Origin of the sequence: Synechococcus sp. KORDI-49 (assembly GCF_000737575.1) — a bacterium.
Taxonomy (GTDB): Bacteria; Cyanobacteriota; Cyanobacteriia; order PCC-6307; family Cyanobiaceae; genus Parasynechococcus.
The window spans coordinates 1,311,813-1,337,195 of sequence record NZ_CP006270.1; the positions used below are offsets into that span (position 1 = coordinate 1,311,813).

Consider the following 25,383-nt stretch of genomic DNA (forward strand, 5'->3'; position numbering starts at 1 on the left):
ACTCGAACGATGGCGATTGCCTGGGTCTTCCCTGGACAGGGATCGCAGAAGCTGGGCATGGCGGACCCGCTGATGACCCTTCGCGGTGCCGAGGAGCGCTTCGCGATGGCCTCTGAGGTGCTCGGCCGTGACCTGCTGGCGATCTGCCGAGGGGAGGGGGAATCGAACGATGGTCCAACCGATCTGAACGACACCCGCAACACTCAGCCGGCGCTGTTCGTCGTGGAGTCGCTGCTGGTGGATGAGCTGATCCGTCAGGGCCGGGAAGCCTCTCTGGTGGCAGGGCACAGCCTTGGGGAACTGGTGGCGCTGTATGCCGCTGGGGTCTTCGATCTCGAAACAGGCCTGACGCTGATGAAGCGCCGGTCCGAATCGATGGCCGCAGCTGGTGGTGGAGCGATGACCGCTGTGATCGGCTTCGACCGTGGCCAGCTGGAGGATCTGGTGGCCGGCACGGAAGGGGCCTTCATCGCCAATGACAACAGCAGTGCCCAGGTGGTGCTCTCAGGGCAGCCCGAGGCGGTGCAGGCAGTCACGGAAGCCCTGACCTGCAAACGGGCGATCCCCCTCGCCGTCTCCGGGGCGTTCCACACACCGTTCATGGCTGAGGCCGCTGCAGGATTTGCCGCAGAGCTGGAAGCGACCCCGTTCCGCGATGCCCGCACCCCGGTGCTGAGCAACAGCGACCCCATCCCCACCCAGAAGGGGGACCTGCTGAAGACCCGCCTCATGCAGCAGATGACCACCGGTGTTCGCTGGCGGGAAACGATGACTGAAATGGGGAATCAAGGCATCGACACCGTCGTGGAGATCGGCCCGGGCAATGTGCTCAGCGGGTTGGCCAAGCGCTCCATGGATGGGGTGACCCTCTCCCAGATCGCCGGCGCGGGTGATCTCGGACTGTGAATTCCGACAATCCCGCACCGATCGTTCTGGCGCCGAAGCCGAGCCTGACCTACAGGCTGGTCAGCAATCTGCTGGTGTTCCCGGTGTTCCGAGGCCTGTTTCGTGGGTCGACCGAGGGCAATGAGCGGGTTCCAGCCCAAGGCCCCCTGGTGGTGGTGGCGAATCACGGCTCCCACCTCGACCCGCCGCTGCTCGGCCACGCCCTCGGAAGGCCAGTGGCCTTCATGGCCAAGGCGGAACTGTTCGAAGTGCCTCTGCTCGGCCCGCTGATCCGAGCCTGCGGCGCCTACCCCGTGCGCCGGGGGGCGAGTGATCGCGAAGCGATCCGCACCGCGACAGCACGTCTGCAGGAGGGCTGGGCCACCGGGGTGTTCCTCGACGGCACCCGCCAACCGGATGGGCGGGTCAACCAGCCTCTAGCTGGTGCTGCCCTGCTCTCGGCCCGCAGTGGGGCGCCGCTGCTGCCTGTGGCCATCGTGAACAGCCATCGAGCCTTGGGAACCGGTCGAACCTGGCCCCGGCTGGTGCCGATCCAGTTGCGCATCGGAGATCTCGTGCCGCCCCCCACTGGCCGTCGCCGGGCTGATCTGGATGCCACCACCGCCGAACTGCAGCGACGGATCAACGCACTGCTGGATCAGGCAGGGCCGCGTCCCTGAGATCGCGTCCCGTGGCAACCCAGGCAAGCGCCCGCAGCCAGTCGCTGAAGCGCTTGAGAGCCCCCTCCTCCAGGCAGTCCGGCTGGCATGAGACCGGGACACCGGTCAGGTGAATGCCGCGGCTGCCGGCGACAACCTGTCCGATCGCCATGGAGCGCGGCAGATGGTCCTCACTGGTGACCATCAGCACGTGTCGCACGCCGCGGGTCTGCAGTTCATCCACAACGGAGGTGAAATTTCCGAGGGTGTCGCGGGCCCGGTAGTCGAGCTGAACCCGCTCCGGCGCAAGCCCCTCCTGCTGCATCACCCAACTGGCGTATTCAGGATTGCTGCCGCCACTCACCAGAAGCGGCAGATCGAGTTCGCGGGCGAGTCTTGCTCCGACCCGCTCGCGATCCACATCCCCCCCGAGCACCATCACCAGCTGGGGTGGGCTGCGATCCAGGAACGCCCGCCGGAAGGGGGCCAGCGGTCCGGTGCTGACCAGCCAGACGGCCACGCCGCAACCGAGCAGAAGTCCAGCCCGCAGCCCCGCCATCAGACCGGCCCCACAGGGGAGGTGGGATACAGGGGCAGCACTGGCTGCCAGGGTGCGGCCGTTTCCAGGCTGTGGGCCTGCCCCAGCAATGCGAGCAGACGCTCCACGTCGGCGGCAACGTCCTCCTCAGCCGCGAGAACCGGTTCCACCCGCTGCCCAGGGGGCAGCAGATGGGGAGCACGGATCTCCTCGATGCGGCCATCCACACGCTGGTAACAGCCCGCGACCCAGCCCCGCCGGGGCAGCTCCCGCTGAATCCAGAACGGTGACCGTCGCTGCTCCGGCGGCAGTTGCTCCACCAGTCGCGCGGCCATCAGGGCATAGCTGCTCACGCCGATCAGACGACAGTTCAGCTGCTGAGCCAGGGTGCGGGCCATCACCACGGAAAGACGGGTTCCGGTGAAGCCGCCCGGACCGGTAGCCACCGCGAGACCCTCGAGATCGGACCATCGCTCCTGCGGCAGCAGCGCAGCCACCCGGCCGATCAGCGTGTTGGAGAGGGCACGACCGTCGTCGAACACCGCCACCCGTGGCCCTTCCTGCGGCAACAGGGGGTCCTGCACCGCCACCCCGAAGGTCTCCGAAGAGCTGTGCAGCGCCATCAGCAGAGGACGACTCATGTGGGTACCGCATGACCGGGTCGCAACCGAACCCATCGCCCAGGGTCCGCATCGAAGCTCTCACAGGAGCGCACATCCCACTCGACACCGCTGCCGCCGTCCTTGAGGTCAAGGACCGACACATGAATCCGGGGACCTCGGGGTTCGAAATCCGGCGCCGTGGTCAGATGCGCCGCACCGTGCTGACGTTCGACCGCGTGATAGGCCTGGCAACGGTCGACCCAGCGGCAATCCACGCAGATGCACATGCCTTCCGGGATCTCCTCGGACGCCATTCTGAAACGGCTGGCACCGCAGCGGTGGCCGCTGCAGCCGCATCGCCTGCCGAATGGCACCGCCCTGGTGGGCGGTGCCATTCGGGATGCACTTCTGGGCCGGATGCGGGATCAGCCTGATCTGGATCTCGTCGTGCCCGGCGATGCTCTGATCCGAACGCGGGAGCTGGCCAGGGAGCTCGGGGGCACCTGCGTCGTGCTGGATGCCGAACGGGACATGGCCCGGCTGGTGCTGGGGGCATGGACGATCGATCTCGCCCGTCAGGAGGGATCAACGCTCACGGAGGACCTGCAGCGCCGCGACTACCGCATCAATGCCATGGCGCTTCCCCTGAACCCACCAGGGGACCTGCTGGATCCCACCGGTGGCTGCCGCGATCTGGAGGCGGGTCTGCTGACAGCTGTGCGGGAGCGAAATCTCATCGATGATCCGCTGCGATTGCTGCGGGGTCTGCGGTTGATGGCGGAGATCCCCCTGACCCTGGAGGACCGCACGGCCTCCTGGATTCACTGCCACCGCGGGCGACTGGCGGACGCTGCACCGGAGCGGATCCTGGCGGAGCTGCAGCGCCTGGTCGCCGGACCCCACGCCGATGCCGCCCTCGACTGCCTGCAGAGGCTGAAACTGCTGGCTCCCTGGAGTGATGCCAGCTGCTCAGCGCCACCGGTCCCGGATCCGAAGGCGGCTGCGGAGATGACGATCGTGGAACGTCAGACCGCTCTCTCCCTGGCAAGGCTGACAGCGCTGATCGGCGATCCGGGCCTGGAGCAGCTGCGGGCCAGCCGCCTGCTGCGCCAGCGCTGCAGGAACCTGCGGCGCTGGAGCATCCACCTGAAGGACCAGAGCGATGAGCTCTCGACCCTGTCCGAGCAGAACCGCCTGCAGCTCCACCGGGACCTGGAAGCCGACCTGCCGGCCCTGATCCTGCAGCTGCCCCATCAGCTGCGCGGCCCTTGGCTCGAACGCTGGCGCGACCAGGACGATCCCCTCTTCCACCCGGCCGCTCCCCTCGACGGCACCGTGCTGCAGCAGGAGCTGGGGATCACTCCCGGCCCAGAGCTGGGACGGCTTCTCGAGCATCTGCGCCATGAACGGGCCTTCGGACGGATCACCGGGCGGACCGCCGCTCTGGAAGAAGCCAACCGCTGGCAGTCCCATCAAGGCGGTGCTTTGTGATTAACTCTCTAGGTGTCAACGATGACGGTCAGACACCGAAAGATCGCACTCACCTTCCTTCATGAGCATCCGCCTGTACATCGGCAACCTGCCGCAGACCTTTGAAGAGCAGGAGCTGGATGCTCTTCTCAAGAGCGTGGGGGAGGGGATCCGGTTCAAAGCAGTGCTGGATCGTGAAACGGGAAGCTGCCGCGGATTCGGCTTCGCGAACCTCGACGATCCGAAGCTCGCTGATGCTGTGATCGAACAACTCAACGGCAAGGATTTCGGTGGCAGCGCTCTTCGGGTTGAGCGTTCCGAGCGCCGGGAAAGCAATACCGGTGGCAACAGGCGTCGTAACGATTCCGGTGGAATCGGCGGCAACGGCCAGCCCCAGGTCGCCCGCAAGGCCGTGAACAAGGTGGTTCACAGCGATGCCCCCGGCGAAGCAGCTCCCGATCCCCGCTGGGCCGGTGAGCTGTCGAAGCTCAAGGATCTGCTGGCTGATCAGAAGACCGCGGTCTGATCGACAAGCAGGATCACAACAGTCTTCGCAGCCCCGGGGTGAATCACTCCGGGGCCTTTTTGTTGACCTTCGATTCAGCGGGCCTGAGCCAGCACGAACGATCGCGGCAGATCAAGCAGTTTGCTGACCTTGCCCACGTAAGCGCGGTTGTTGAACACGTCGTAATCGATGCGCTCGATGGCATCCAGGATGCCCCTGTAGAGCCTGAGCGACGTCCAGACGGGCCAGCGGGCATCTCTGGACAGCCAGCGCACACCTGATTCGGAACGGGCGAACCAGTCACGGGCGCGGGCCAGCTGAAAGCCCATCAGCTCGCGCCAGGCATTGTTGAGGCGTCCCGCCATCAGGTCGTCCTCGGTGTAACCGAAACGGTCAAGGTCCTCCTGCGGCAGATAGATGCGACCCCTCCCGCGATCTTCCCCCACATCCCTGAGGATGTTGGTGAGCTGATTGGCAATGCCGAGGGCCACTGCTGCATCGGAAGTGTCCGGGCGATCGCTCCAGGGGGCCGAGGTGTACGCCACATCAACGCCCATCACCCCCTGGGTCATCAACCCGACGGTGCCGGCGACCCGATAGCAGTAGAGCTTGAGGTCCTCGAAGCGGGGATAGCGGGTCCAGGTGAGATCCATCCGCTGCCCCTCGATCATGTCCAGATAGGGCTGGATGTCCTGAGGAAAGCGTTCGAGGGTGTCGCACATCACGGCATCGAGATCATCCCGGATCTCCCCGTTGAACATGGCGCGGGTCCTCTCCTCCCACCGATCCAGGCGCTCAGCCAGTTCCTCCACGGGACGGGACTGGGCTTCAGGGCTGTCCATCAGCTCGTCCGTGCGGCGACACCACACGTAGATCGCCCAGATGGCGCGCCGTTTCTCCGGCGGAAGAAGCAGGGTGCCGATGTAGAAGGTCTTCGCCCACTCGGCCGTCTCCAGACGACAGGCCTCGAAGGCTGCGTCGAGGTCCGGAGCTGCGAGGGGCATGACTCAGGCCGCGACCGGCTCGCTGACAGAGGTTGATGATGCCAGCTGATCCTGCTTGCGGTCCACAGCACCGGCACAGAGCTTGCCGCTGAGCACCGCCCCCTCCATCGATGCCAGGTAGCGCTGCATCGTGTAATCGCCAGCCAGGAAGAAGTTCCTGATCGGGGTGGTCTGGTCCGGACGCAGCTGCTGGCAGCCCGGAGTTGTCTTGTACACCGACAGCGGTGTCTTCACGACCTTGGACTTGCGCAGCGTGGCGGGGTTGTCGCCCCCGAAATGCATCGGGAAGAGCTTCTGAAGCTCGCCCATGGTCGCTTCGATGATCTCCTCGTCAGGCCGGCCGATCCAGTCCTTCGCAGGAGCGAACACCAGCTCCAGCATGGACTGATCAGGATCTTCGTACTCCTTGCAGGTGATGCTCATGTCGGCGTAGACGCTGAGCAGAGGCGAGCGGCTGAACAGCAGGTGGTCGATGTCGGTGAGCTTGCGATCGAACCAGAGATGCAGGTTGATGACGGGGACACCGCGAAGGCCATCAAGCTTCTGGAAGACCTCCATCTGCCTCCAGGGCTCCGGCAGCAGCAGCTTGAAGGGATCAACCGGCAGGGCGCTCACATAGGCATCAGCCGTGAGATCGAAACTGTCCTTGCCCTTCACGCCGCCGATGTGGAAGGCCGCCACGGAGCCGTCGTCATTGAGCTTGATCTCCCGCAGCGGACTGTCGAGGTGCACCTCACCCCCGAGGTTCTCGACGTAATCGACCACCGGCTGGCACAGACGCTCCGGCGGAGCACCATCCAGAAACGCCATCTGCGAGCCGTTCTTCTCCTGCAGGAACCGGTTCAGGGCCGTGAGCACCACGGTGGCGGAGATTTCATCGGGATCGATGAAATTCAGCGCCTTGCTCATGGCGATGAACACCTCATCGTTCACCCGTTCAGGGATGTTGTGGATCTTCAGCCACTCGGTCCAGGAGTACTTGTCGCACTCCTCGACATAGCCCTGGCCCCGCAGCATGGCCGGCACCAGACCCAGGCCGAAGCTGATCTTCTCCGGCCAGGTGAGCATGTCGTTGTTGCCGAGGATGGCGGCAACACCATTGACCGGGGCCGGCAGATCGGGAAAGTCGAATCGGCTGTAGGTCCCGGGCTCTTCGGGCTGATTGAAGATCATCGAGTGGCTCTTCCACTGCAGCCGGTCTTCGATGTTCAGCTCCTTGAACAGCTGCAGCATGTTCGGGTAGGCGCCGAAGAAGATGTGAAGGCCGGTCTCGTACCAGTCACCGTCCTCGTCCTTCCAGGCCGCCACCTTGCCACCGAGCACATCGCGGGCCTCGACCACGATCGGGGTATGGCCAGCATCTGCCAGATATTTGGCGCAGGACAGACCCGCAAGACCGGCTCCGGCGATAGCGACGCGCATGCGGCTGGTTCAAAGTTGAAACCAACCTTAAGAGGGCCGACGGTCCAGTCGCTTCCTAAAGTCATGCCACCCGACGGCGCGTCATGGCTGACACCCTGCTGAAGTGCACCACCCGTCACGTGCGTCTGTTCACGGCCCGGGTGGAGAACGACGATCTCGTGCCGGATCCCGAGCAGCTCACCCTCGATCTCGATCCGGACAATGAATTCATCTGGAGCGACAGCGCCCTCACGTGCGTTCAACAGCGGTTCAAGGGGCTTGTGGATGCCTCTGCCGGAGGAGAACTCAGCGACTACAGCCTCCGCCGCATCGGAACGGAACTGGAGGGTGAGATCCGACGGCTGCTGCAGGCAGGAGAGCTCAGCTACAACCCGGATGGACGCGTGACGAACTATTCGATGGGCCTGCCCCGCACGCCCGAACTCCTGTGAACCGGTCGCGTTACGACAGGGGGCCACGGGACAGTCGCGATCCACGGGACAGCCGTTACGACCGCTATCCGCCTGGGGCTCGTGACCGAGCCGGCTACGGGCGCCCGCCCGCTCCGGGAGGCGGCCCTGGAGGCGGCGGTCCGGGTTTCAGTTTCAACACCCTCACCGCGGCTGTTCTGGCCGGGGTGCTGATCGTGGGCATCGGCATCGGCAGTGCCGTCACCAGCACCACACAGGGAGATCAGGGCAACATCGCCAGCAGTCAGCAGCTGGACATGGCCGTGCCCGATCCGGAGTTCTGCCGTCAGTGGGGTGCGAGCGCCTTCGTGATGGATATCGAGATGTACACGACTCTCAACCCATCCAGCAGCTTCGTCACCCAGCCGACCCTGCAGCCCGGATGCGTGATCCGTCGGGAGAACTGGTCCGTGCTGCGCAAGGAGGGAGCGATCACCTCTGACCAGGAGCGGGAGTGCAAACAACGGATGAACACGTTCGCCTACATCGGCTCGGTCAGGGACAAGCCCATCGTCCGTTGCGTCTACCAGACAGACATCAGCCAGAACCGTTTCCTCACCAAGGGTGTGGCGGATGACACGGTCGGCTTGACCCCCGAGGCGGATCAGTTCTGAACCACCGGAACAGCAGGCTGCTTGATCTGCCTCAGCGGGCTGTCCGGACTGGCGAACACGGGCAGCACGTCCTGCCGGAAGGCCGCAGAGGCACGCGAGCAGTAGCGGGCTGGATGGCTGATCAGCTTCAACTGACGGCGCACCTGCAGATCGGCCACCACCGGACGGTGAATCGTTCCGGCGGCGAGCTCCCGCTCGATCGACACCACAGGCACGAAGGCGGCGCCGAGACCAGCCTGAACGGCATTCTTGATCGCCTCCAGTGAATTGAGCTCCATCTCAATCCGCAGTCTCTGCACATCGAGGCCTGAGCGGGCCAGCAGCTGATCCACCATCTTTCGGGTGGTGGACTGAGCATCCAGGCACACGAACCCGAGGCGGTAGAGATCTTCCTTGGTGAGCTCCACGAGACGGGCCAGGGGGTGCTTCACCGGCAGCACCAGCGCCAGCTCGTCGCTGGCATAAGGCACAACCTGCAGCAGCTCGTTCAGTTCCGGCGGCAACTCTCCGCCGATGATCGCCAGGTCGATCTGACCGTTGGCCACGCTCCAGCCGGTGCGGCGGGTGCTGTGGACCTGCAGCTGCACCGCCACATCGGGATACTTCTGACGGAAAAGACCGATCATCCGCGGCATCAGATAGGTCCCCGTGGTCTGGCTGGCGCCGACGATCAGCGACCCCCCCCTGAGGTTGTGGAGGTCATCGAGGGCGCGGCAGGCCTCATGGCACTGGCTGAGGATGCGATCGCAGTAGCTCAGCAACAGGTGACCGGCCTCGGTGAGCTGGGCCTTGCGTCCGCCCCGATCGAACAGAGACACCTCCAGCTGCTTCTCGAGGTTCTGAATCTGCAGGCTGACAGCCGGTTGCGTGACGTAAAGACTGTCCGCGGCCTTCTTGAAGCTGCCCTCGCTGACGATCGCCCGCAGGATGCGCAGCTGATCAAGCGTGAACGGCAGATCGGCCATGGTGGCCCGATAACGGCGGTGGAACTGTAGGGGCGGCCCTGCCACCCCACAGAATCAACGCTGACCGTTCGGCCTGATCCGATGACCGATCACCACAGCAGCCTGGTGATGCTGGTGCTGCTGCTGCTCTTCGCCCTGATCCACAGTGGCGGCGCTGCGCTCCGCAGCCGGGCGGAAGAGCGCATCGGAGCCCGGGCCTGGCGATTGATCTTCGCGGCCGTGAGCATTCCATCCGCCGTGGTGGTGATCGGCTGGTTCCTGGCGCATCGCTACGACGGCATCCGCCTCTGGAATCTTCAGGGGGTCCCTGGAATGGTCCCGCTGGTGTGGATCGGCACGGCCATCAGCTTCCTGTTTCTCTACCCCGCGACGTACAACCTGCTGGAGATTCCGGCGGTGCTGAAACCGCAGGTTCGCCTCTACGCCACAGGGATCATCCGCATCTCCCGGCACCCCCAGGCGGTGGGACAGATCCTCTGGTGCGTGACCCATGCCCTGTGGATCGGCAGCAGTTTCATGCTTGTCACCTGCGTCGGGCTGATCGGACATCATTTATTCGCCGTCTGGCACGGCGATCGCCGTCTGCGCGCCCGCTTCGGCGAAGCGTTCGAGGAGCTGAAGGCCAGCACGTCGGTGGTGCCTTTTCTGGCTGTGCTGGACGGACGCCAGCCTCTGGCCTGGAGCGAATTTCTCCGCCCCGCGCAGCTCGGCATCGTGATCGCGGTAGGCGTGTTCTGGTGGGCCCACCGCTTCATCTCCACGGCAGCGGCATCGGTGCGCAACTCAGCACTCGAGAGTCTGCTGGGCTGAGCTGCCTACACTCCGGTCATTCCTGCCTGGAGCGGATGTCCACGGCCGCCGAACTCGCCTGGCTGATCCCTGTTCTGCCCCTGCTGGGGGCTGTGATCACCGGTCTCGGACTGATCAGTTTCAACCGCACCATCAACAGGCTGCGCAAGCCGGTGGCACTGTTGCTGATCAGCTGTGTCGGTGCAGCGGCAGTCCTCAGCTATGCCGTTCTCGCCGATCAGCTGGCCGGTGCCGCTCCGGTGGAACATCTCTTCATCTGGGCCAGCGCCGGCAGCTTCAGCCTGCCGATGGGGTACGTGGTGGATTCGCTCGGCGCCGTGATGCTGGCCCTGGTGACCACCATCGCTCTGCTGGTGATGGTCTATTCCCATGGCTACATGGCCCACGACAAGGGCTATGTCCGCTTCTTCACCTACCTGGCCCTGTTCAGCAGCTCGATGCTCGGGCTGATCATCAGCCCGAACCTGCTGGAGATCTATGTGTTCTGGGAGCTGGTGGGCATGTGTTCCTATCTGCTTGTCGGGTTCTGGTACGACCGCGACGGTGCAGCCCACGCCGCGCAGAAGGCCTTCGTGGTGAACCGGGTCGGTGACTTCGGTCTGTTGCTCGGGATCCTCGGCTTGTTCTGGGCCACCGGCAGTTTCGATTTCCAGGGCATCGCCGATGGTCTTCAACAGGGACTGGCCAACGGCAGCGTCGCCCCATGGGCTGCTCTGCTGCTCTGCCTGCTGGTGTTCATGGGGCCGATGGCCAAATCGGCGCAGTTTCCACTGCACGTCTGGCTGCCGGATGCCATGGAGGGACCCACTCCCATCTCGGCCCTGATCCATGCAGCGACGATGGTGGCAGCGGGCGTCTTCCTTGTGGCCCGACTGGAACCCCTCTACATCCAGTTCCCGAGTGTCCAGCTGGTGGTGGCAGTGGTCGGGACGATCACCTGCTTCCTGGGGGCTTCGATCGCCCTCACCCAGATGGATCTCAAGAAAGGGCTGGCCTACAGCACCGTGTCCCAGCTGGGCTACATGATGCTGGCGATGGGATGCGGCGCCCCTGTGGCCGGCATGTTCCACCTGGTGACCCACGCCTTCTTCAAGGCGATGCTGTTCCTGGGTTCAGGCTCCGTGATCCACGCCATGGAGGACGTGGTCGGGCACGAACCGATCCTGGCGCAGGACATGCGACTGATGGGCGGACTGCGCCGCAAGATGCCGATCACGGCGATCACCTTTCTGATCGGCTGCATCGCCATCAGCGGCATCCCGCCTCTGGCGGGCTTCTGGAGCAAGGACGAGATCCTCGGTCAGGCCTTCAACAGCTACCCAGTGCTGTGGCTGGTGGGATTCCTGACCGCTGGAATGACCGCCTTCTACATGTTCCGGCTGTACTTCCTCACCTTCGAGGGGGAGTTCCGCGGGGAAGATCAGCAGTTGCAGGCTGAGCTGATGGCGGCCGCTGGTCAGTCCCTCGATACGGACCACGCTCACCATGCGGGCAGCCTGCATGAGTCCCCTTGGTCGATGACGCTGCCTCTGGCCGTGCTCGCGGTGCCCTCGGTGGTGATCGGACTGGTGGGCACTCCCTGGAACAGCCGCTTCGCCGGACTGCTCAATCCCGAGGAAGCGGCCGAGATGGCCGAACAGTTCAGCTGGGAGGAATTCCTGCCTCTGGCAGGAGCCTCCGTGGCGATCTCCGCGGCCGGCATCACGATCGCCGTGCTGGCTTACGCCCTGCACCGCATCGATCTCGGATCAGCTGTTGCAGCGCGGGTGCCCAGCCTCAATGCCTTCCTGGCCAACAAGTGGTATCTCGATGCGATCAACGAGAAGTTGTTCGTGCGAGGGAGCCGAAAACTGGCCCGTGAGGTGCTGGAAGTGGACGCCAAGGTGGTGGACGGCGTTGTGAACCTCACCGGCCTGCTCACCCTGGGCAGTGGTGAGGGACTGAAGTATCTCGAGAATGGCCGCGCTCAGTTCTATGCCCTGATCGTGTTCGCCGGAGTGATCGCCCTGGTGGTGCTTTTCGGTGTTCTCGGAGCTCCAACGGCCTGAGTCTGCGACCCGAACCGGAGCCCACTGTGTGTGTCATCGCCTATCGAGGTGATGACAGCACCGATGTGATTTCTACAGTCCATCCAGTGGTGGTCCTGGACGCCCGTGATCGAGTTTGCTGTCGCCGGGGTGGCTGACCCCGTGAATGCGACTGTCCCTTGGCTCAGCCTGTCGATTCTCTTCCCGATCGTTGGAGCCCTGCTGGTCCCGTTCATCCCTGATGCCGGAGATGGCAAGCAGGTGCGCTGGTACGCGCTGGGCATCACCCTGATCACCTTCCTGATCACGGTGGCTGCCTATCTCTACGGCTACGACCCGAGCATCAGCGGTCTGCAGCTCTCCGAACGGGTGAACTGGCTTCCGGATCTCGGACTCACCTGGGCGGTGGGCGCTGATGGCCTTTCCATGCCATTGATCCTGCTCACCAGCTTCATCACCTCGCTCGCCTGTCTGGCGGCCTGGCCGGTGACCTTCAAGCCGCGTCTGTTCTATTTCCTGCTCCTGGCCATGGATGGCGGCCAGATCGCTGTCTTCGCCGTCCAGGACATGCTGCTGTTCTTCCTGGCCTGGGAGCTGGAGCTGATTCCCGTCTATCTGCTTCTGGCCATCTGGGGCGGCAAGAAACGTCAGTACGCCGCCACCAAGTTCATCCTTTACACCGCAGGCAGCTCGCTGTTCATCCTGCTCGCGGCTCTTGCCATGGGCTTTTTCGGCGGCGGCACTCCCAGCTTCGAATACACAGCCCTGGCAGCCAAGGAGTTCGGCACCGGTTTCCAGTTGCTCTGTTACGCCGGTCTGCTGATCGCCTTCGGCGTCAAGCTGCCGATCGTCCCCCTGCACACCTGGCTGCCGGATGCCCATGGCGAAGCCACAGCTCCGGTGCACATGCTGCTGGCCGGCATCCTGCTGAAGATGGGCGGCTACGCCCTGCTGCGCTTCAACTGCGAGCTGCTGCCGGCCGCTCACGCCCAGTTCGCACCACTGCTGATCGTGCTCGGGGTGGTCAACATCATCTATGCGGCGCTGACCTCCTTCGCCCAGCGGAACCTGAAGCGAAAGATCGCGTACAGCTCCATCAGTCACATGGGGTTCGTGCTGATCGGCATCGGCAGTTTCAGTGCCCTCGGCACCAGCGGCGCGATGCTGCAGATGATCAGCCATGGCCTGATCGGTGCCAGCCTGTTCTTCCTGGTCGGCGCCACCTACGACCGCACCCATACGCTTCAGCTGGATGAGATGGGCGGCATCGGTCAGAAGATGCGCATCATGTTCGCCCTCTGGACCGTCTGCGCACTGGCCTCTCTGGCGCTACCCGGCATGAGCGGTTTCGTCAGCGAACTGATGGTCTTCGCGGGCTTCGCCACCGATGAGGCCTACACCCTGCCCTTCCGCGTGGTGATCTGCGGCCTGGCGGCCGTGGGCGTGATCCTGACGCCGATCTACCTGCTGTCGATGCTGCGGGAGATCTTCTTCGGCAAGGAGAAGCAGGAACTCACCTCGCACACCAACCTGGTGGATGCAGAGCCCCGCGAGGTGTACATCATCGGCTGCCTGCTGGTGCCGATCATCGGCATCGGCCTCTACCCACGGCTGATGACCGACAGCTACCGCACCTCGATCGAAGCGCTCGTGAGCCGGGATCTCGGTGCCATGGAACGGATCAGCCAGCCATCAGCTCCGCTGATCCGCAATCAGCCCCTGGCGGTCCCGGCCATGGCGGGTGGCGAGCGGCTGCAGGCCCCTGCCCTGCCTGCTGCGTGAACAAGTGTCGAGGACTGCACCACTGACGCCGGAAGTCCGTAAGTTCTGACCGTTCACCGCCAGACGCTCGCCATGCGCCAGATCAATTTCGGCCTGATCTTCGCCTTTGGCCTGCTGATGGTGTTCTTCACCCTGGAGAACACCGAGCCAACAACAGTCCACATCCTTCCAGGGGTGAATCACACCCTGCCTCTGGCGGGGCTCCTGCTGCTCGTGGCCGGAATCGGAGCGATCTCCGCCTGGTTCTTCGCTGCCTGGACCGGAATGCTCAACAACGTGGAGCAGTTCAGCAAGGCCAGCGAATTCGAAGCCCAGCAGGTGCGCATCCAGGAACTGGAAACCGATCTGAACCGCTACCGCTCAACAGTGGAAACACAGCTGGGTCTGCTGCCTGCCACCACCGTGAGCAGCAGCAGCCAGGACGATGAGCCCGGCGTTGCCGATTGAGGCGAATCGCCGCTGCCCACTGGCCTAAGCAGCAGCTGATCGATACGGTTCAACCAGCGATCGTGATCTGTTGTCCCAGGTTGGACCGACCACTGGAGCCGATGCCGGTGCCCGTCTGGCGATCCGACTGCTGCAGGACGCTGCTGAGCGGGGGGATCTCGATCCCTGGGATGTTGATGTGATCGCCGTCGTGGACGGCTTTCTGGATCAACTGCGTCAACGCATCGAGGTGCCAGGACAGGTCGCCGCCGTGATCGCAGGGCGGGGCGGAAGTTACGAACGGGATCTGGCCGACAGCAGCGAAGCATTCCTGGCCGCTTCCGTGCTGGTGGGACTGAAAGCGGAAATGCTGGAAATCAGCATGCTGCCTCCACCACCCGAGGTGGAGGACCATTTCGAGGCGGAATTCGAGGACCAAGGCTGGCTGGATCCATCCTTCAATCTGCCGCGTCGGCCGGAGCGCCATCTGCAGCGCCGCCCCGTGGCACCGCCTCCGCTGCGCCGGCCCGTCACCCTCGGAGAGCTGATCGAACAGCTGGAGACGATCGCCGAGCAGCTGGAATCGGATGACCTGCTGCAACGCCGCCGTCAACGTCAGAAGCGCTACAGCAACCGTGAAGCCATCGCCCAGGTGGCAAGCCTGGCCCACCGCGAAAAGCTGCCGGAGACCACGGCTGCTCTCGGCATGGCCCTGCAGAAGTGGGAGAGTTGCCTGGCCTGGGTCGACTTCGATCGACTGGTGGAGCACTGGGGCGACGTGGCCGCTGCGGACCTCGACACGGATCGGGTCGGCGTGTTCTGGGCGCTGCTGTTTCTGTCCTCTCAGGGCAAGGTGGAACTGGAGCAGACGGGATGGCTGCACGGTCCGCTGCGGCTGCGGAGGATCCCGGAACCGGGCTCCATGACCCAGCTGCCCCTCAGTCGACTCGAGGTGCCAGCCACATCGCCGACCCGGAGTGTCGTGGCCGCCTGACACACGGTTTAATCTTCAGCATCCTGTGATGTCCGCGACGCCGATGAAGGCGATGATCCTGGCGGCTGGCAAGGGAACCAGGGTTCAACCGATCACCCATGTGATCCCGAAGCCGATGATCCCGATCCTGCAGAAGCCGGTGATGGAGTTTCTGCTTGAACTGCTCAAGGAGCACGGTTTCAAGGAGGTGATGGTCAATGTGTCGCACCTGGCCGAGGAGATCGAGAATTATTTCCGGGACGGTCAACGCTTCGGGGTGGAGATCGCGTACAGCTTTGAAGGCTGCATCGAGGACGGCGAACTGATCGGCAACGCCATGGGCTCCGCCGGAGGACTCAAGAAGATCCAGGACTTCCAGAACTTCTTTGATGACACCTTTGTGGTGCTCTGCGGGGATGCATTGATCGACCTGGACCTCACTGAAGCGGTTCGGCGGCATCGTGAAAAAGGAGCGCTGGCCAGCCTGGTGACCAAGCGGGTGCCGAAGGACCAGGTGAGCAGCTACGGCGTTGTGGTGACGGACGAGAAGGACCGCATCTCACACTTCCAGGAGAAGCCGAAGGTCGAGGAGGCCCTCAGCGACACCATCAACACCGGCATCTACATTTTCGAGCCCCAGATCTTCGAACACATCCCCTCCGGTGTGTCCTTCGACATCGGCTCGGATCTGTTCCCGAAACTGGCCGAAATCGGAGCGCCGTTCTACGCGATCCCGATGGACTTCGAATGGGTGGACATCGGCAAGGTCCCCGACTACTGGCAGGCGATCCGCAGCGTGCTGCTGGGTGAAGTGCGTCAGGTGGGCATCCCCGGAAAGGAAGTCAGCCCAGGGGTTTACACCGGTCTCAACGTGGCGGCCAACTGGGACAAGATTCATGTTCAGGGCCCCGTCTATGTGGGGGGCATGACCAAGATCGAGGATGGCGCGACGATCATCGGGCCGTCGATGATCGGGCCCAGCTGCCACATCTGCGAGGGCGCTGTGGTCGATAACTCGATCATCTTTGATTACTCCCGCATCGGAGCTGGGGTGCAGTTGTTGGAAAAGCTGGTGTTCGGTCGTTATTGCGTCGGCAAGGACGGCAACCACTTCGATCTGCAGGAAGCAGCCCTGGACTGGTTGATCACCGATGCCCGCCGACAGGACCTGGTGGAGCCCTCCCCGCAGCAGAAAGCGATGGCGGAACTGCTCGGAACCGACCTCACCCCGGCAGCGAGCTGATGCTGATGCCGGCCTGATCAAGGATCAGCGGGATCCGCTGCTCGGCTTTGATCGCCATCAGGTGGACCCCCTGAACGATGCCCAGATAACGCTTCACCTGTTCGGCGGCGATCGCCACCCCCTCCATCGCCGGATCAGCCGCCGCTTCGAGGCGAGCGATCAGATCGTCCGGGATGCAGGCACCTGGCACGACGCGGTTGATGAAGCGGGCGTTCTTGGCTGACTTCAGCAGGAAAACCCCGGCCAGGACAGGCAACTGCAACGGACCAGCCAGCTCCCGCTGGAACCGCTCCAGCGCAGCTGCGTCCATCACCATCTGGGTCTGAACGAAGCGGGCACCGGCATCGTGCTTGCGCTGAAGCCTCCGCTGCAGCCCGCTCCAGCTGCGCGACTGGGGGTCGGCCGCACAGCCCGCGAACAGCTGGGTGGCTCCATCCGCCAGGGTTCCCTGGACCGGATCCTCTCCGCTGTTGAAGGCGGACACCTGACGCAGCAGCTTCACCGACTCGAACTCATTGACCGGACGTGCATCGGCCTGGTCGCCGGCCCGCACCGGATCACCGGTGAGACAGAGAAGGTTGTGGATCCCAAGGGCATGGGCCCCCAGCAGATCCCCCTGCAAAGCGATGCGGTTGCGATCCCGGCAAGCCAGCTGGAGCACAGGCTCCAGGCCTTTCTCCAGCAGCAGCCTGCACACGGCAAGGCTGCTCATCCGCATCACCGCCCTGCTTCCGTCGGTGACATTCACAGCGTGCACCCGCCCTTTCAGGCAATCCGCCATGGCCAGCGTGTGAGAGGCATCCCCACCGCGGGGAGGCATCACCTCAGCGGTGATCGCCAGATTCCCTGCTTGGAGCGTGCGCTGCAGCGCCGTCGTCAAACCTTGATCCGCTTCCGCGCCCCACTATGCAGGATTAGGTTCTTTCACGGACCTAACATGGCGGAAACGGGGGACCGGACCATGTCATCCGCCGACGCTACGGATCCCCTCAAGATCGCCCTGTCCGGTCGGGAGATCGAAATCATTGAACTGGTGGCGGAAGGGCTGACAAACCAGGAAATCGCCGATCGACTGACGATCAGCAAACGCACGGTCGACAACCACGTCAGCAACGTCTTCACGAAGACCGGATCCAAGAACCGCGTGGCGCTGCTGAACTGGGCGATGGACAACGGCAAGATCTGCCGCGATGGATTCAATTGCTGTGCCCTTCCAGATGCCGAGTCCCTCGGATCCTGACGGAAGGAATCATCGGCTCCGGTAAGGACTGCAGCGAGCAGGGGATCAGGGGGATCTCGAACAGGGCCGCGTAATCCAGGCAGGCATCGATGCTGCTGCCGACGAAGCGGAGCATTCCTTGCCTGTCGTAGAGGCCCACCATGGACACGGCCCGGATTCCCCTGAACCTAAAGGAAATCCAAAGAAACTTCCAGGACCTTCAGCGGAATCCCCAGAGCTGCCTCTCCTCAGCACCCCAACTCTGCAGCGGGTCGCTGGCGAGGACGGCATTGGACCAACGGGCCTGTCCCGTCACCTCCCTGCCGCACCAGGCCGGGATCTCCAGAGCGTCATCCGCCCGCGTCAGCTCCACTTCGGCCAGCACCAGGGGGGCATTGGCTTCTGCAAAACAGTCGACCACCCACTCCCCACCTGGAAGATCGAGGGCATACCGGATTTTTTCGAGCCGATGAGGCGCGAGCCGCCACAGATCCTCGGCATCAGAGACGGGGATGCCGTACTCAAATTCATGACGCGCGATCCCACTTGGATCCGCTGAAGCCTTGAGGGTCAGCCAGGCCTGATCCTCACCCCTCAGACGCATGCGCACCGTGATGCCCTCGGCACTGGAGGCCAGATATCCCTGCCGCAGAGGCTGAGGGGGCCCGGCGTGGGATGTCCAGCCATCATCCGTGACCAGAAAGCGGCGCTCGATCTCCAGACCCATGATCAGTTCTGCGATGGCTGCGAGGCCGTGAGACTGCTGGCCCAGTGCAGCTTGCGGGCGAGGGTGCGGTAGTAGGAGGGACTCTGATCCAACTGCACCATCTGCGCATGGTGCCGGGCCTGATGCACCACACAGCATTCACCCGGTTCGATCACGGTGCAGCCGACCCCGTCCTTCCAGAGTTTGACGCGGTGATCGGCGTGGCCCAGCGGCCAGATCACCAGCCTGGCTCTCGGAGGCACCACCAGCGTGCGGCTGGAGAGGCTCATCGGGCAGATCGGTGCCACGACGATGGCGTCGATGCCTGGGTGCAGGATCGGTCCACCGGCCGCGAGCGCATAGCCGGTGGATCCTGTGGGAGTGGAGAGGATCAGCCCATCGCCGCGCATCTGATCGACCACCTCACCATCGATCTCCAGCTCCAGGGTGCATGTGGGAGAGATCTCATCCCGGTAGGCCCGCAGGTAGAAATCATTGAGAGCCCAGTGATGCTCTTCGTCATCCTCCAGATCCGGCTGAAGCAGAGGAGCCGGGGAATCAGCTCGCTCCTCCGCGCAGCGACGGTCCACCATCGCCTGGAGCATCATCCGGCGCTCGATGGCGTATTGATCGTTCAGCAGCCGCTGCCAGATCTCATCCCCACGCAGAACCCGGCGGTCGTGGGTCAAGAAACCCAGATGGCCGCCCACATTGATGCACAGAATCGGGATCTCATGCACCGCAAGATGACGGGCTGCCCCAAGCACCGTGCCATCTCCTCCGAGCACCACGGCCAGGTCCGGCATCGGCTCCTCCATGGCCAGCAGGCCCGGGAAGGGATTCACCCGGGCTCCCGACATGGCGGTCACCACCTCGACACCCATCTCCTTGAGCTCTCGGGCGCACTGACGGGCTTCCCTCTGAGCAGGCTGACTCTCTGCCCGATAGATCACCCAGACCCGCTCGAGACGCATCGAACCGGTGGTCCGCCGTTACCAGCGGAGCAGATTGAACTGTTCCATATCAACCGTAACCCTGTTGCGGTAAAGCGACAGCAGAATCGCCAGACCGACGGCCGCCTCGGCCGCTGCCACGGTGATCACGAACACGGCGAACACCTGACCCCGAATGAGGTCACCGTCGACGTAGGAGGAAAAGGCCATCAGGTTGATGTTGACCGCATTGAGCATCAGCTCGATGCTCATCAGCACCCGAACAGCATTGCGGCTGTTGATCAGGCCCCAGACGCCGATGCAGAACAGCATCGCGGCCAGCAGCAGATAGGCCTGAAGAGATGGCAATCCGTTGAGCAGCTCGGACATCATTCGGTTCGGATCAGGGGGAGGAACGCCGCTCAAGCAGCAGTGGTGTACGGGCCTTTTCGATCAGGCCTTGATCGGCCACCTCACCGGTGGCGACATCGGTGGCGAGGACATCACGCCGAGCCAGAACGATGGCGCCGATCATGGCCATCAGCAGCAGCACTGAAGCCAGTTCGAAGGGCAGCAGGTAATCGGTGAATAAGTGTTCGCCGATGCGTGCGGTCGCTTCCTCTCCGATCGCCGGCGGGCCGGGCAGAGACCATGGAGTGGTGACCACAACCCGAACCAGCAGAGCCAGGAGAGCCGCGCAGACACCGCCGGAGACAAGGCGACGGAGATTCAGTCGATCGATCGCCTTGAGATCCTCGCGCTTGTTGACGAGCATGATCGCGAACAGGATCAGCACATTGATCGCACCGACGTAGACCAGCACCTGTGCGGCGGCCACGAAGCTGGCATTAAGCAGCAGATACAGGCCTGCCACCGCCATGAACACGCCCCCCAGCAGGAATGCTGAGTAAACGATGTTGCTAAGCAGCACGACTCCGACCGCACCGATCACAACGACGGCGGACAACGCCAGGAAACAGATCAGCTCAGTGGTTCCGGCGATGGTCATGCGTCCCCCTGCTTGGCATCCACGGAGGATTCTCCCGCATCCTCGCCTGCGGGCGGTGCCATTGATTCGAGCACTTCGGCAGGCAGACGACCGGCTCTGGGGCGATCCGCCGCCACACCGTGAGGGGACATTTCACCGGCGGGCAGGTACGCCAGCTCGCGCAGCGGCTGGACCGAAGGATCGGTGGTGACGCTGGTGGGCAGACGGCCGAGCGCGACGTTGTCGTAGTTGAGGCTGTGGCGATCGAAAGCCGCCAGCTCGTACTCCTCGGTCATCGACAGGCAGTTGGTGGGACAGTACTCAACGCAGTTGCCGCAGAAGATGCAGACCCCGAAATCGATGGAATAGTTCCGCAGCTCCTTCTTTTTGGTGGCTTTGTTCATCACCCAGTCGACCACCGGCAGGTTGATCGGACAGACCCGGACACACACCTCACAGGCGATGCACTTGTCGAACTCGTAGTGGATCCGTCCGCGATAACGCTCGGACGGGATCAACTTCTCGTAGGGGTATTGCACCGTCACCGGACGGCGCTTCATGTGATCGAAGGTGACCGCGAATCCCTGGGCCAGATTGCGGGCCGCATCCACCGCATCCCGGGTGTAGTCGCCGACCTGTCTGAGGAATCCGAACATGGATCGAGGGCTGGTGAAAAGGAAGGATGTGAAAAGCCTGCGCCCATGATGACGGCACAGGACCTTTAAGGAGGTTCAGGTCAGCCGCCGAAAGCGACGGGGAAGGCCAGCTTGAGGGCGGCAGTCACCAGAAGGTTCACAAGAGCGAGAGGCAGGAGGAACTTCCAGCCCAAATCCAGGAGCTGATCGATGCGGACCCGAGGGGTGGTCCAACGCAGGAGGATGGCCACGAACACCAGCAGATAGGCCTTCAGCACGGTCATCACGATGCCGACGGAACCGGTGATCACCTGAACCACCGGTGCATCCACGGATTGCCCGAGCCAACCAGCCAGCCATTCCACGGGGATCGGGAAACCCCAACCACCCAGATACAGCACTGAAACCAGCACTGCCGAGAGCACGAGGTTGATGTAACCGGCCAGATAGAAGAGGGCGAATTTCATGCCGGCGTACTCGGTCTGGTAGCCCGCCACCAGTTCTTCCTCTGCTTCAGGAAGGTCGAAGGGAAGTCGCTCACATTCGGCCAGGGCACAGATCCAGAAGATCAGGAAGCCCACCGGCTGACGCCAGATGTTCCAGCTGAGAATGCCAGCCCCCGTCTGCTGACTGACGATGTCAACGGTGCTGAGCGAGTTGCTCATCATCACGATGGCCAGCACAGCCAATGCCAGGGGAATCTCGTAGCTGATCGACTGAGCGGCGGCGCGCAGTCCACCCAACAGGGAGTACTTGTTGTTGGAGGCATAGCCACTCATCAGCAGGCCGATGGGTTGGATGCTGCTGAAGGCGATCCAGAGAAAAATGCCGACGCCGACGTTGCTGATCAGCAGGTTCTGGCCGAAGGGGATGATCAGCCAGGAGATGATCACCGGGATCACCACCAGCACTGGCCCAAGCGTGAACAGGAGACTGTCGGCCCGCGCCGGAATGATGTCCTCCTTCACCAGCAGCTTGAGGCCGTCAGCCAGCGGCTGAAGAACACCGAGGGCACCGGCGTACTCGGGTCCGATGCGCTGCTGGACGGCGGCGGAGATCTTGCGCTCCAGCCAGACGGACACCAGCACGCCGACCACCGCTGCGATCAGCACCAGCAGCATCGGCAGAGGAAGCCAGAGCAGACGGGCCACGTCCGCTGAGAGTCCCAGGCCTTCGAGGGCCTGACTGAAACTCGATTCCAGGTCCAGTCCCGGGCTCACCATGGTGTCGTCGGAAGTGCCTGCAACTTAGGCGGCCGCAGCCGGTTCACGCTCACTGATGGGCGTCCAGGAGCGTGGTTCGGAGCCTGAATAGATCTGCGAGGGCCGGAAAATACGGTTGGCACCGAGTTGCTCACGCCAGTGGGCGAGCCAGCCTGCCACCCGCGCGATAGCGAACACCGGTGTGAACAGATCCCGGGGAATTCCGAGCTTGCGGTACACAAGCCCGGAATAGAAATCGACGTTGGGGTAAATGCCCTTGGCCCCCAGTCGGGACTCGGCCGCCACCTCAAGCCCCCGTGCCACGTCGTAGAGGCCGTCATGGCCGAAACGGGCGAACATCTCCTCAGCGAGAACCTGGAGGATCACGGCGCGGGGATCCTTCACCCTGTATTCACGATGGCCGAACCCCATGATCTTTCGCTTCGCGGCCATCGCCTCATCGAGGTAGCCGCCGGCGTTCTCCGCTGAGCCGATCTGCTCGAGCATGGCGAGCACATCCTCGTTGGCACCTCCATGCAATGGGCCGGCCAAGGTGCCCACGGCAGACGCCACCACGGCGTACGGGTCGGTGAGGGTACTGGCGGTGACACGGGCGCTGAAGGTGCTGGCGTTGAGGCTGTGCTCGGCGTGCAGGATCAGGCAGCGATCGAAGATCCGGGCGGCCAGGGGGTCCGGCTCCCGCTCCGTGAGCATGTAGAGGAAATTGGCGGAGTAGGCCAGATCGTCCCGGGGCTGGATCGGATCCTGACCCTTCCGGATGAGCTGAAAAGCCGCCACCATCGTCGGGATCTTGGCGATCAGCCTGACCACGGCGTCATAGATGTACTGCGGGTCATCGATCGCCCGCCGGGAATAGAACAGCCCCAACGAGGCGGCGCTCGACTGCAGCGCGTCCATCGGATGGCCGGAGGCCGGGAAGCACTTCATCATGTCCCTCACCCGGAAGCTCACCCGCCGGTGCATCTGCACCTGGTGCTCGAAGGCCTCGAGCTGATCGCGCGTGGGCAGCTCACCCCAGATCAACAGGAACGCGGTTTCGAGAAAACTGCTGTTGGCCGCCAGGTCATCCACCGGGATCCCCCGGTAGGTGAGCAGGCCCTTCTGACCATCGATGTCGCAGATGGCGGACTGGGTGGCCGGAACACCGTCCAGGCCGGGCCGAAGTTCGATTCCGGTGCGCGCATGGCGCAGTTCGCCGGACTGCTGCTGTGCCAACGCCTCGATGCCGCTGCTGGCAACCTAAGCCGGAGCGTCTGAGCCCAGTAGCAGTCCAGGCCGCAGCAGGGCCTGCAGCTGCCAGCTCCCGCCTGAACCTCGCAGTTGGATGACTCCGGCCTTGCGCAGCGCCAGAGAGCCCGGCACCAGACCCAGCAGGGAGCAGGCCAGATCGCTGAGATCAGGCTCATGGCCCACCAAGCCGACCCGCCCGCTCAAGGCCTGCACCAGAGAGGCGGCCGCACCACCGGGCTGAAGCCTGGGGTGCGGCTCCAGCTGAGGGCTGAGGCCGGCATCGCAGGCGATCTGCGCGGTCTCCAGTGCCCGCCGGTAAGGACTGGTGATCAAGCGTTCAACACAGAGGCCGCGGGACACGAGTGCGTCGATGACGGCCCGGGTCCGCTGGCGCCCCCGGGCGGTGAGAGCCCGATCCGGATGATCCAGCCCACCGGGACGCTCCTCAGCGATGCCATGCCGCAACAGCAGCAGCTCAACCGAGTTCGAGGCGGGCATGCATCGGCAGCACGGAGCGGTTCCCATCGTTGTGATCACTCTCGAGCGCCAGGGCGAGACCTTTGACCCTCGCCTGAAGCGGATCACCCGAGAGTGCCTGCACCAGCCTCCACGGGTACCAGCGGCCCAGCAGGCTGCGGGCCGGTTGATCCGCCAGCAGCAAGGACTGACTGGCCGCTTCGGCCCCTTGAAGGGCATGCCACTGGTTCTGACGATCCGAGATGCCTCGCGATTCCCTGCGACGCTCCAGCGCGGCCAGGGAATCTCCCCACCAGTCGAGATCCGCCTCACCGGCACTGGCGACGGCGAGCTGGGCATCCAGCCCCTCTCCGCGTCCTCGCTGACGCACCAGCCGCGTCCAGACCTGCAGCGTTTCGCCGTCTCCGGAGAGCTCGGAGCGGGCCAGCCCCTCCTCCTGCAATCGCTCGTTCAGCGATGACCGGGTCGGATGGCCAGGACGGGTGGCCAGCAGCCAGCTCTCCGCCTGCTGCAACCACAGCAGCGGTCCGTCATCAAGGCGAGCGATCTGACCCGCCGCGGGCTGATCGGAGAGGACGTGCCGAAGCAGGGGACCCACCCACTGCACCAAGGGGTGGTCATCGTCGGCACGGATCAGACGACCAGGATCCTGCAGCTGCGCCAGCCAAACGGGGCGTCCGACCGCTGCGGGAATCAGCCCATCGGCCGGTGCCCAGGAGGCACTGTCCAGAGGGCCGCGGAAACGCAGCAGACCATCCACCGCCAGATCACGACCGTCCGGATGCAGCCGGGCCACGAGCCCCTCCAGATCAGGCCGGTCGGCAAGGGCCGCCGGCAGCTGGAACCAGTGCTGCAGAGCTGCGGGAGACACGGTCATCAGGGCGACCCCCTGACCCAGCTCCTTCAGCTGACGCTGCAACTGCGCATCCCCCAGCTGGTGCTGATCCTGCAGTTGAGACACATCCAGGGCCTGTTCCAGCACGCCGCGACCGGACGCGAGCAGCAGCAGATCGTCATCGATCAGCGTCGTGGCCAGAGGAACCGGAGCCCTGCCCTGCAAAGCCCCACGGCCACTGATCAGACCCATGCCGCGGTAGCTGGTCACCTGCAGGTCGGTCCCGGCCAAGCTGCGGGTTTGCCAGAAACGCTGCAGAAACAGTCGGGCGCCATCGCTGCTGCGGCTGGAGAGAGCCAGGATCCAGCCGGGATCGGATCCGGATCCGTCGGCATCCAGCAGGGTGAGGCTGACATCCGAGCCGAGCCAGGAGGCCAGCTCAGAGTCGTAATCCAGTCCTGCCAGAGCGAAGACGCCCTCGCGCCAGCGCCGCGCGGCGTCTCGCGCCTGTCGTCGTTCCGATGCGGGAGCCACCGCCTGGACATAGGCCGGCAGACGGGACGGATCCGCCAGCCAATGAAGGGAAAGAGCCGCCTGACGTGGCACAAACCTGGCAGCACGAGGCAGCTCCGGCGACGCCTCCGCCAAGCGGAGCGGGCTGCGGCGGTCCATGGCCCACAGCACGCCAAGCGTGATCAGCAGCAGGGAGAGCAGCACTGCGATCAGCGCACTCAGGAAGGGGCGGGCCTTCATGGGCCTGCAAC

Annotated in this window: 30 protein-coding genes; 13 read left to right on the plus strand and 17 right to left on the minus strand. The window is 64.0% G+C overall.

The annotated features are described in order from the left end of the window. The first annotated feature begins 9 nt into the window (after positions 1-9). Both fabD and KR49_RS06810 read left to right on the plus strand, forming a co-directional pair. Positions 10-906: an ACP S-malonyltransferase gene (fabD, locus tag KR49_RS06805; protein WP_043693202.1), complete on the plus strand. Its 897-nt coding sequence runs from the start codon at positions 10-12 to the stop codon at positions 904-906. Continuing rightward, complete coding sequence (locus KR49_RS06810) at positions 903-1,565, plus strand: 1-acyl-sn-glycerol-3-phosphate acyltransferase (RefSeq protein WP_043693205.1); 663 nt, start codon at positions 903-905, stop codon at positions 1,563-1,565. Before fabD ends, KR49_RS06810 begins: the two co-directional genes overlap by 4 nt. Here the strand turns inward: KR49_RS06810 and KR49_RS06815 are convergent. The 3 genes from KR49_RS06815 to KR49_RS06825 are packed head-to-tail and all read right to left on the minus strand — an operon-like array spanning position 1,528 to position 2,971. Continuing rightward, positions 1,528-2,103: a YdcF family protein gene (locus KR49_RS06815; RefSeq protein WP_043693208.1), complete on the minus strand. Its 576-nt coding sequence runs from the start codon at positions 2,101-2,103 to the stop codon at positions 1,528-1,530. The genes KR49_RS06810 and KR49_RS06815 overlap by 38 nt on opposite strands. Then, a complete protein-coding gene (gene tsaB, locus KR49_RS06820; RefSeq protein ID WP_043693210.1) occupies positions 2,103-2,723 on the minus strand; it encodes a tRNA (adenosine(37)-N6)-threonylcarbamoyltransferase complex dimerization subunit type 1 TsaB in 621 nt (206 codons plus the stop codon). Before tsaB ends, KR49_RS06815 begins: the two co-directional genes overlap by 1 nt. Beyond that, the gene (locus tag KR49_RS06825) at positions 2,720-2,971 is read right to left on the minus strand and encodes a Ycf34 family protein (protein WP_043693213.1); all 252 of its coding nucleotides are present in this window, start codon (positions 2,969-2,971) and stop codon (positions 2,720-2,722) included. The genes tsaB and KR49_RS06825 overlap by 4 nt, the downstream gene beginning before the upstream one ends. Here KR49_RS06825 and KR49_RS06830 point away from each other — a divergent pair. Together KR49_RS06830 and KR49_RS06835 are read left to right on the plus strand one after the other, a co-directional pair. Next, positions 2,964-4,175: a CCA tRNA nucleotidyltransferase gene (locus tag KR49_RS06830; RefSeq protein ID WP_043693216.1), complete on the plus strand. Its 1,212-nt coding sequence runs from the start codon at positions 2,964-2,966 to the stop codon at positions 4,173-4,175. The genes KR49_RS06825 and KR49_RS06830 overlap by 8 nt on opposite strands. A 61-nt stretch (positions 4,176-4,236) precedes the next feature. Then, positions 4,237-4,680, plus strand: coding sequence for an RNA-binding protein (locus KR49_RS06835; RefSeq protein WP_043693219.1), 444 nt, complete (start codon positions 4,237-4,239; stop codon positions 4,678-4,680). A gap of 74 nt (positions 4,681-4,754) precedes the next feature. Here the strand turns inward: KR49_RS06835 and KR49_RS06840 are convergent, their stop codons facing one another. Together KR49_RS06840 and pds are read right to left on the minus strand one after the other, a co-directional pair. Further along, positions 4,755-5,663 (minus strand): phytoene synthase, encoded by a 909-nt coding sequence (locus KR49_RS06840; protein ID WP_043693222.1) that lies wholly within the window; start codon positions 5,661-5,663, stop codon positions 4,755-4,757. A 3-nt stretch (positions 5,664-5,666) separates the two neighbouring features. Then, positions 5,667-7,085: a 15-cis-phytoene desaturase gene (gene pds, locus KR49_RS06845; RefSeq protein WP_043693225.1), complete on the minus strand. Its 1,419-nt coding sequence runs from the start codon at positions 7,083-7,085 to the stop codon at positions 5,667-5,669. 83 nt (positions 7,086-7,168) lie between these two features. Between pds and KR49_RS06850 the strand changes: the two genes are divergently transcribed. Both KR49_RS06850 and KR49_RS06855 read left to right on the plus strand, forming a co-directional pair. Beyond that, a complete protein-coding gene (locus KR49_RS06850; protein WP_043693228.1) occupies positions 7,169-7,516 on the plus strand; it encodes an NAD(P)H-quinone oxidoreductase subunit M in 348 nt (115 codons plus the stop codon). After that, positions 7,513-8,148 (plus strand): DUF3172 domain-containing protein, encoded by a 636-nt coding sequence (locus tag KR49_RS06855; protein ID WP_043693233.1) that lies wholly within the window; start codon positions 7,513-7,515, stop codon positions 8,146-8,148. Before KR49_RS06850 ends, KR49_RS06855 begins: the two co-directional genes overlap by 4 nt. Here the strand turns inward: KR49_RS06855 and KR49_RS06860 are convergent. Next, positions 8,139-9,113, minus strand: coding sequence for a LysR family transcriptional regulator (locus KR49_RS06860; protein ID WP_043693236.1), 975 nt, complete (start codon positions 9,111-9,113; stop codon positions 8,139-8,141). The genes KR49_RS06855 and KR49_RS06860 overlap by 10 nt on opposite strands. An 81-nt stretch (positions 9,114-9,194) precedes the next feature. Here KR49_RS06860 and KR49_RS06865 point away from each other — a divergent pair, with 81 nt between their 5' ends. From KR49_RS06865 to KR49_RS06890, 6 genes are all read left to right on the plus strand, one after another. Further along, positions 9,195-9,923 (plus strand): NnrU family protein, encoded by a 729-nt coding sequence (locus KR49_RS06865; RefSeq protein ID WP_043693240.1) that lies wholly within the window; start codon positions 9,195-9,197, stop codon positions 9,921-9,923. Positions 9,924-9,958: 35 nt separating this feature from the next. Continuing rightward, complete coding sequence (locus KR49_RS06870; protein WP_043693243.1) at positions 9,959-11,971, plus strand: NAD(P)H-quinone oxidoreductase subunit 5; 2,013 nt, start codon at positions 9,959-9,961, stop codon at positions 11,969-11,971. 105 nt (positions 11,972-12,076) lie between these two features. After that, a complete protein-coding gene (locus KR49_RS06875; protein ID WP_043693245.1) occupies positions 12,077-13,732 on the plus strand; it encodes an NAD(P)H-quinone oxidoreductase subunit 4 in 1,656 nt (551 codons plus the stop codon). A gap of 72 nt (positions 13,733-13,804) precedes the next feature. After that, complete coding sequence (locus tag KR49_RS06880) at positions 13,805-14,179, plus strand: lipopolysaccharide assembly protein LapA domain-containing protein (protein ID WP_043693247.1); 375 nt, start codon at positions 13,805-13,807, stop codon at positions 14,177-14,179. A gap of 70 nt (positions 14,180-14,249) precedes the next feature. Next, positions 14,250-15,152, plus strand: a complete 903-nt coding sequence (locus KR49_RS06885; protein WP_043693250.1) for a segregation/condensation protein A — start codon at positions 14,250-14,252, stop codon at positions 15,150-15,152. A gap of 43 nt (positions 15,153-15,195) precedes the next feature. Next, positions 15,196-16,374, plus strand: a complete 1,179-nt coding sequence (locus KR49_RS06890) for an NDP-sugar synthase (protein ID WP_043693253.1) — start codon at positions 15,196-15,198, stop codon at positions 16,372-16,374. On the opposite strand, the gene KR49_RS06895 is transcribed toward KR49_RS06890, so the two are convergent. Continuing rightward, positions 16,355-17,254, minus strand: coding sequence for a methylenetetrahydrofolate reductase (locus tag KR49_RS06895; RefSeq protein WP_043693256.1), 900 nt, complete (start codon positions 17,252-17,254; stop codon positions 16,355-16,357). The genes KR49_RS06890 and KR49_RS06895 overlap by 20 nt on opposite strands. An 81-nt stretch (positions 17,255-17,335) precedes the next feature. On the opposite strand from KR49_RS06895, the gene KR49_RS06900 reads away from it, so the two are divergent. After that, on the plus strand, positions 17,336-17,614 hold the full coding sequence (locus KR49_RS06900) for a helix-turn-helix transcriptional regulator (RefSeq protein WP_043697044.1): 279 nt from the start codon (positions 17,336-17,338) through the stop codon (positions 17,612-17,614). Here the strand turns inward: KR49_RS06900 and KR49_RS13315 are convergent. From KR49_RS13315 to KR49_RS06945, 10 genes are all read right to left on the minus strand, one after another. Next, positions 17,571-17,756, minus strand: coding sequence for a hypothetical protein (locus KR49_RS13315; protein ID WP_071839702.1), 186 nt, complete (start codon positions 17,754-17,756; stop codon positions 17,571-17,573). The two genes, KR49_RS06900 and KR49_RS13315, sit on opposite strands and share 44 nt — an antisense overlap. A gap of 57 nt (positions 17,757-17,813) precedes the next feature. Continuing rightward, on the minus strand, positions 17,814-18,320 hold the full coding sequence (locus KR49_RS06905) for a CYTH domain-containing protein (RefSeq protein ID WP_043693259.1): 507 nt from the start codon (positions 18,318-18,320) through the stop codon (positions 17,814-17,816). Between the two features lie 2 nt (positions 18,321-18,322). Continuing rightward, entirely contained in the window at positions 18,323-19,273 is a 951-nt protein-coding gene (locus tag KR49_RS06910; protein WP_043693261.1) for an NAD(+) kinase, read from the minus strand. An 18-nt stretch (positions 19,274-19,291) separates the two neighbouring features. Beyond that, positions 19,292-19,621 (minus strand): NADH-quinone oxidoreductase subunit NuoK, encoded by a 330-nt coding sequence (gene nuoK / locus KR49_RS06915; RefSeq protein WP_043693263.1) that lies wholly within the window; start codon positions 19,619-19,621, stop codon positions 19,292-19,294. Positions 19,622-19,634: 13 nt separating this feature from the next. Continuing rightward, the gene (locus tag KR49_RS06920; RefSeq protein WP_043693268.1) at positions 19,635-20,240 is read right to left on the minus strand and encodes an NADH-quinone oxidoreductase subunit J; all 606 of its coding nucleotides are present in this window, start codon (positions 20,238-20,240) and stop codon (positions 19,635-19,637) included. Further along, the gene (gene ndhI, locus KR49_RS06925) at positions 20,237-20,875 is read right to left on the minus strand and encodes an NAD(P)H-quinone oxidoreductase subunit I (RefSeq protein ID WP_043693271.1); all 639 of its coding nucleotides are present in this window, start codon (positions 20,873-20,875) and stop codon (positions 20,237-20,239) included. Before ndhI ends, KR49_RS06920 begins: the two co-directional genes overlap by 4 nt. 80 nt (positions 20,876-20,955) lie before the next feature. Continuing rightward, positions 20,956-22,074, minus strand: coding sequence for an NADH-quinone oxidoreductase subunit NuoH (gene nuoH, locus KR49_RS06930; protein WP_173402162.1), 1,119 nt, complete (start codon positions 22,072-22,074; stop codon positions 20,956-20,958). Between the two features lie 27 nt (positions 22,075-22,101). Continuing rightward, on the minus strand, positions 22,102-23,292 hold the full coding sequence (locus KR49_RS06935; protein WP_043693278.1) for a citrate synthase: 1,191 nt from the start codon (positions 23,290-23,292) through the stop codon (positions 22,102-22,104). Positions 23,293-23,316: 24 nt separating this feature from the next. Further along, a complete protein-coding gene (locus KR49_RS06940; RefSeq protein WP_043693281.1) occupies positions 23,317-23,805 on the minus strand; it encodes a histidine phosphatase family protein in 489 nt (162 codons plus the stop codon). Beyond that, positions 23,783-25,372, minus strand: a complete 1,590-nt coding sequence (locus KR49_RS06945) for a DUF3352 domain-containing protein (RefSeq protein WP_253912725.1) — start codon at positions 25,370-25,372, stop codon at positions 23,783-23,785. The genes KR49_RS06940 and KR49_RS06945 overlap by 23 nt, the downstream gene beginning before the upstream one ends. Positions 25,373-25,383: the final 11 nt, after the last annotated feature.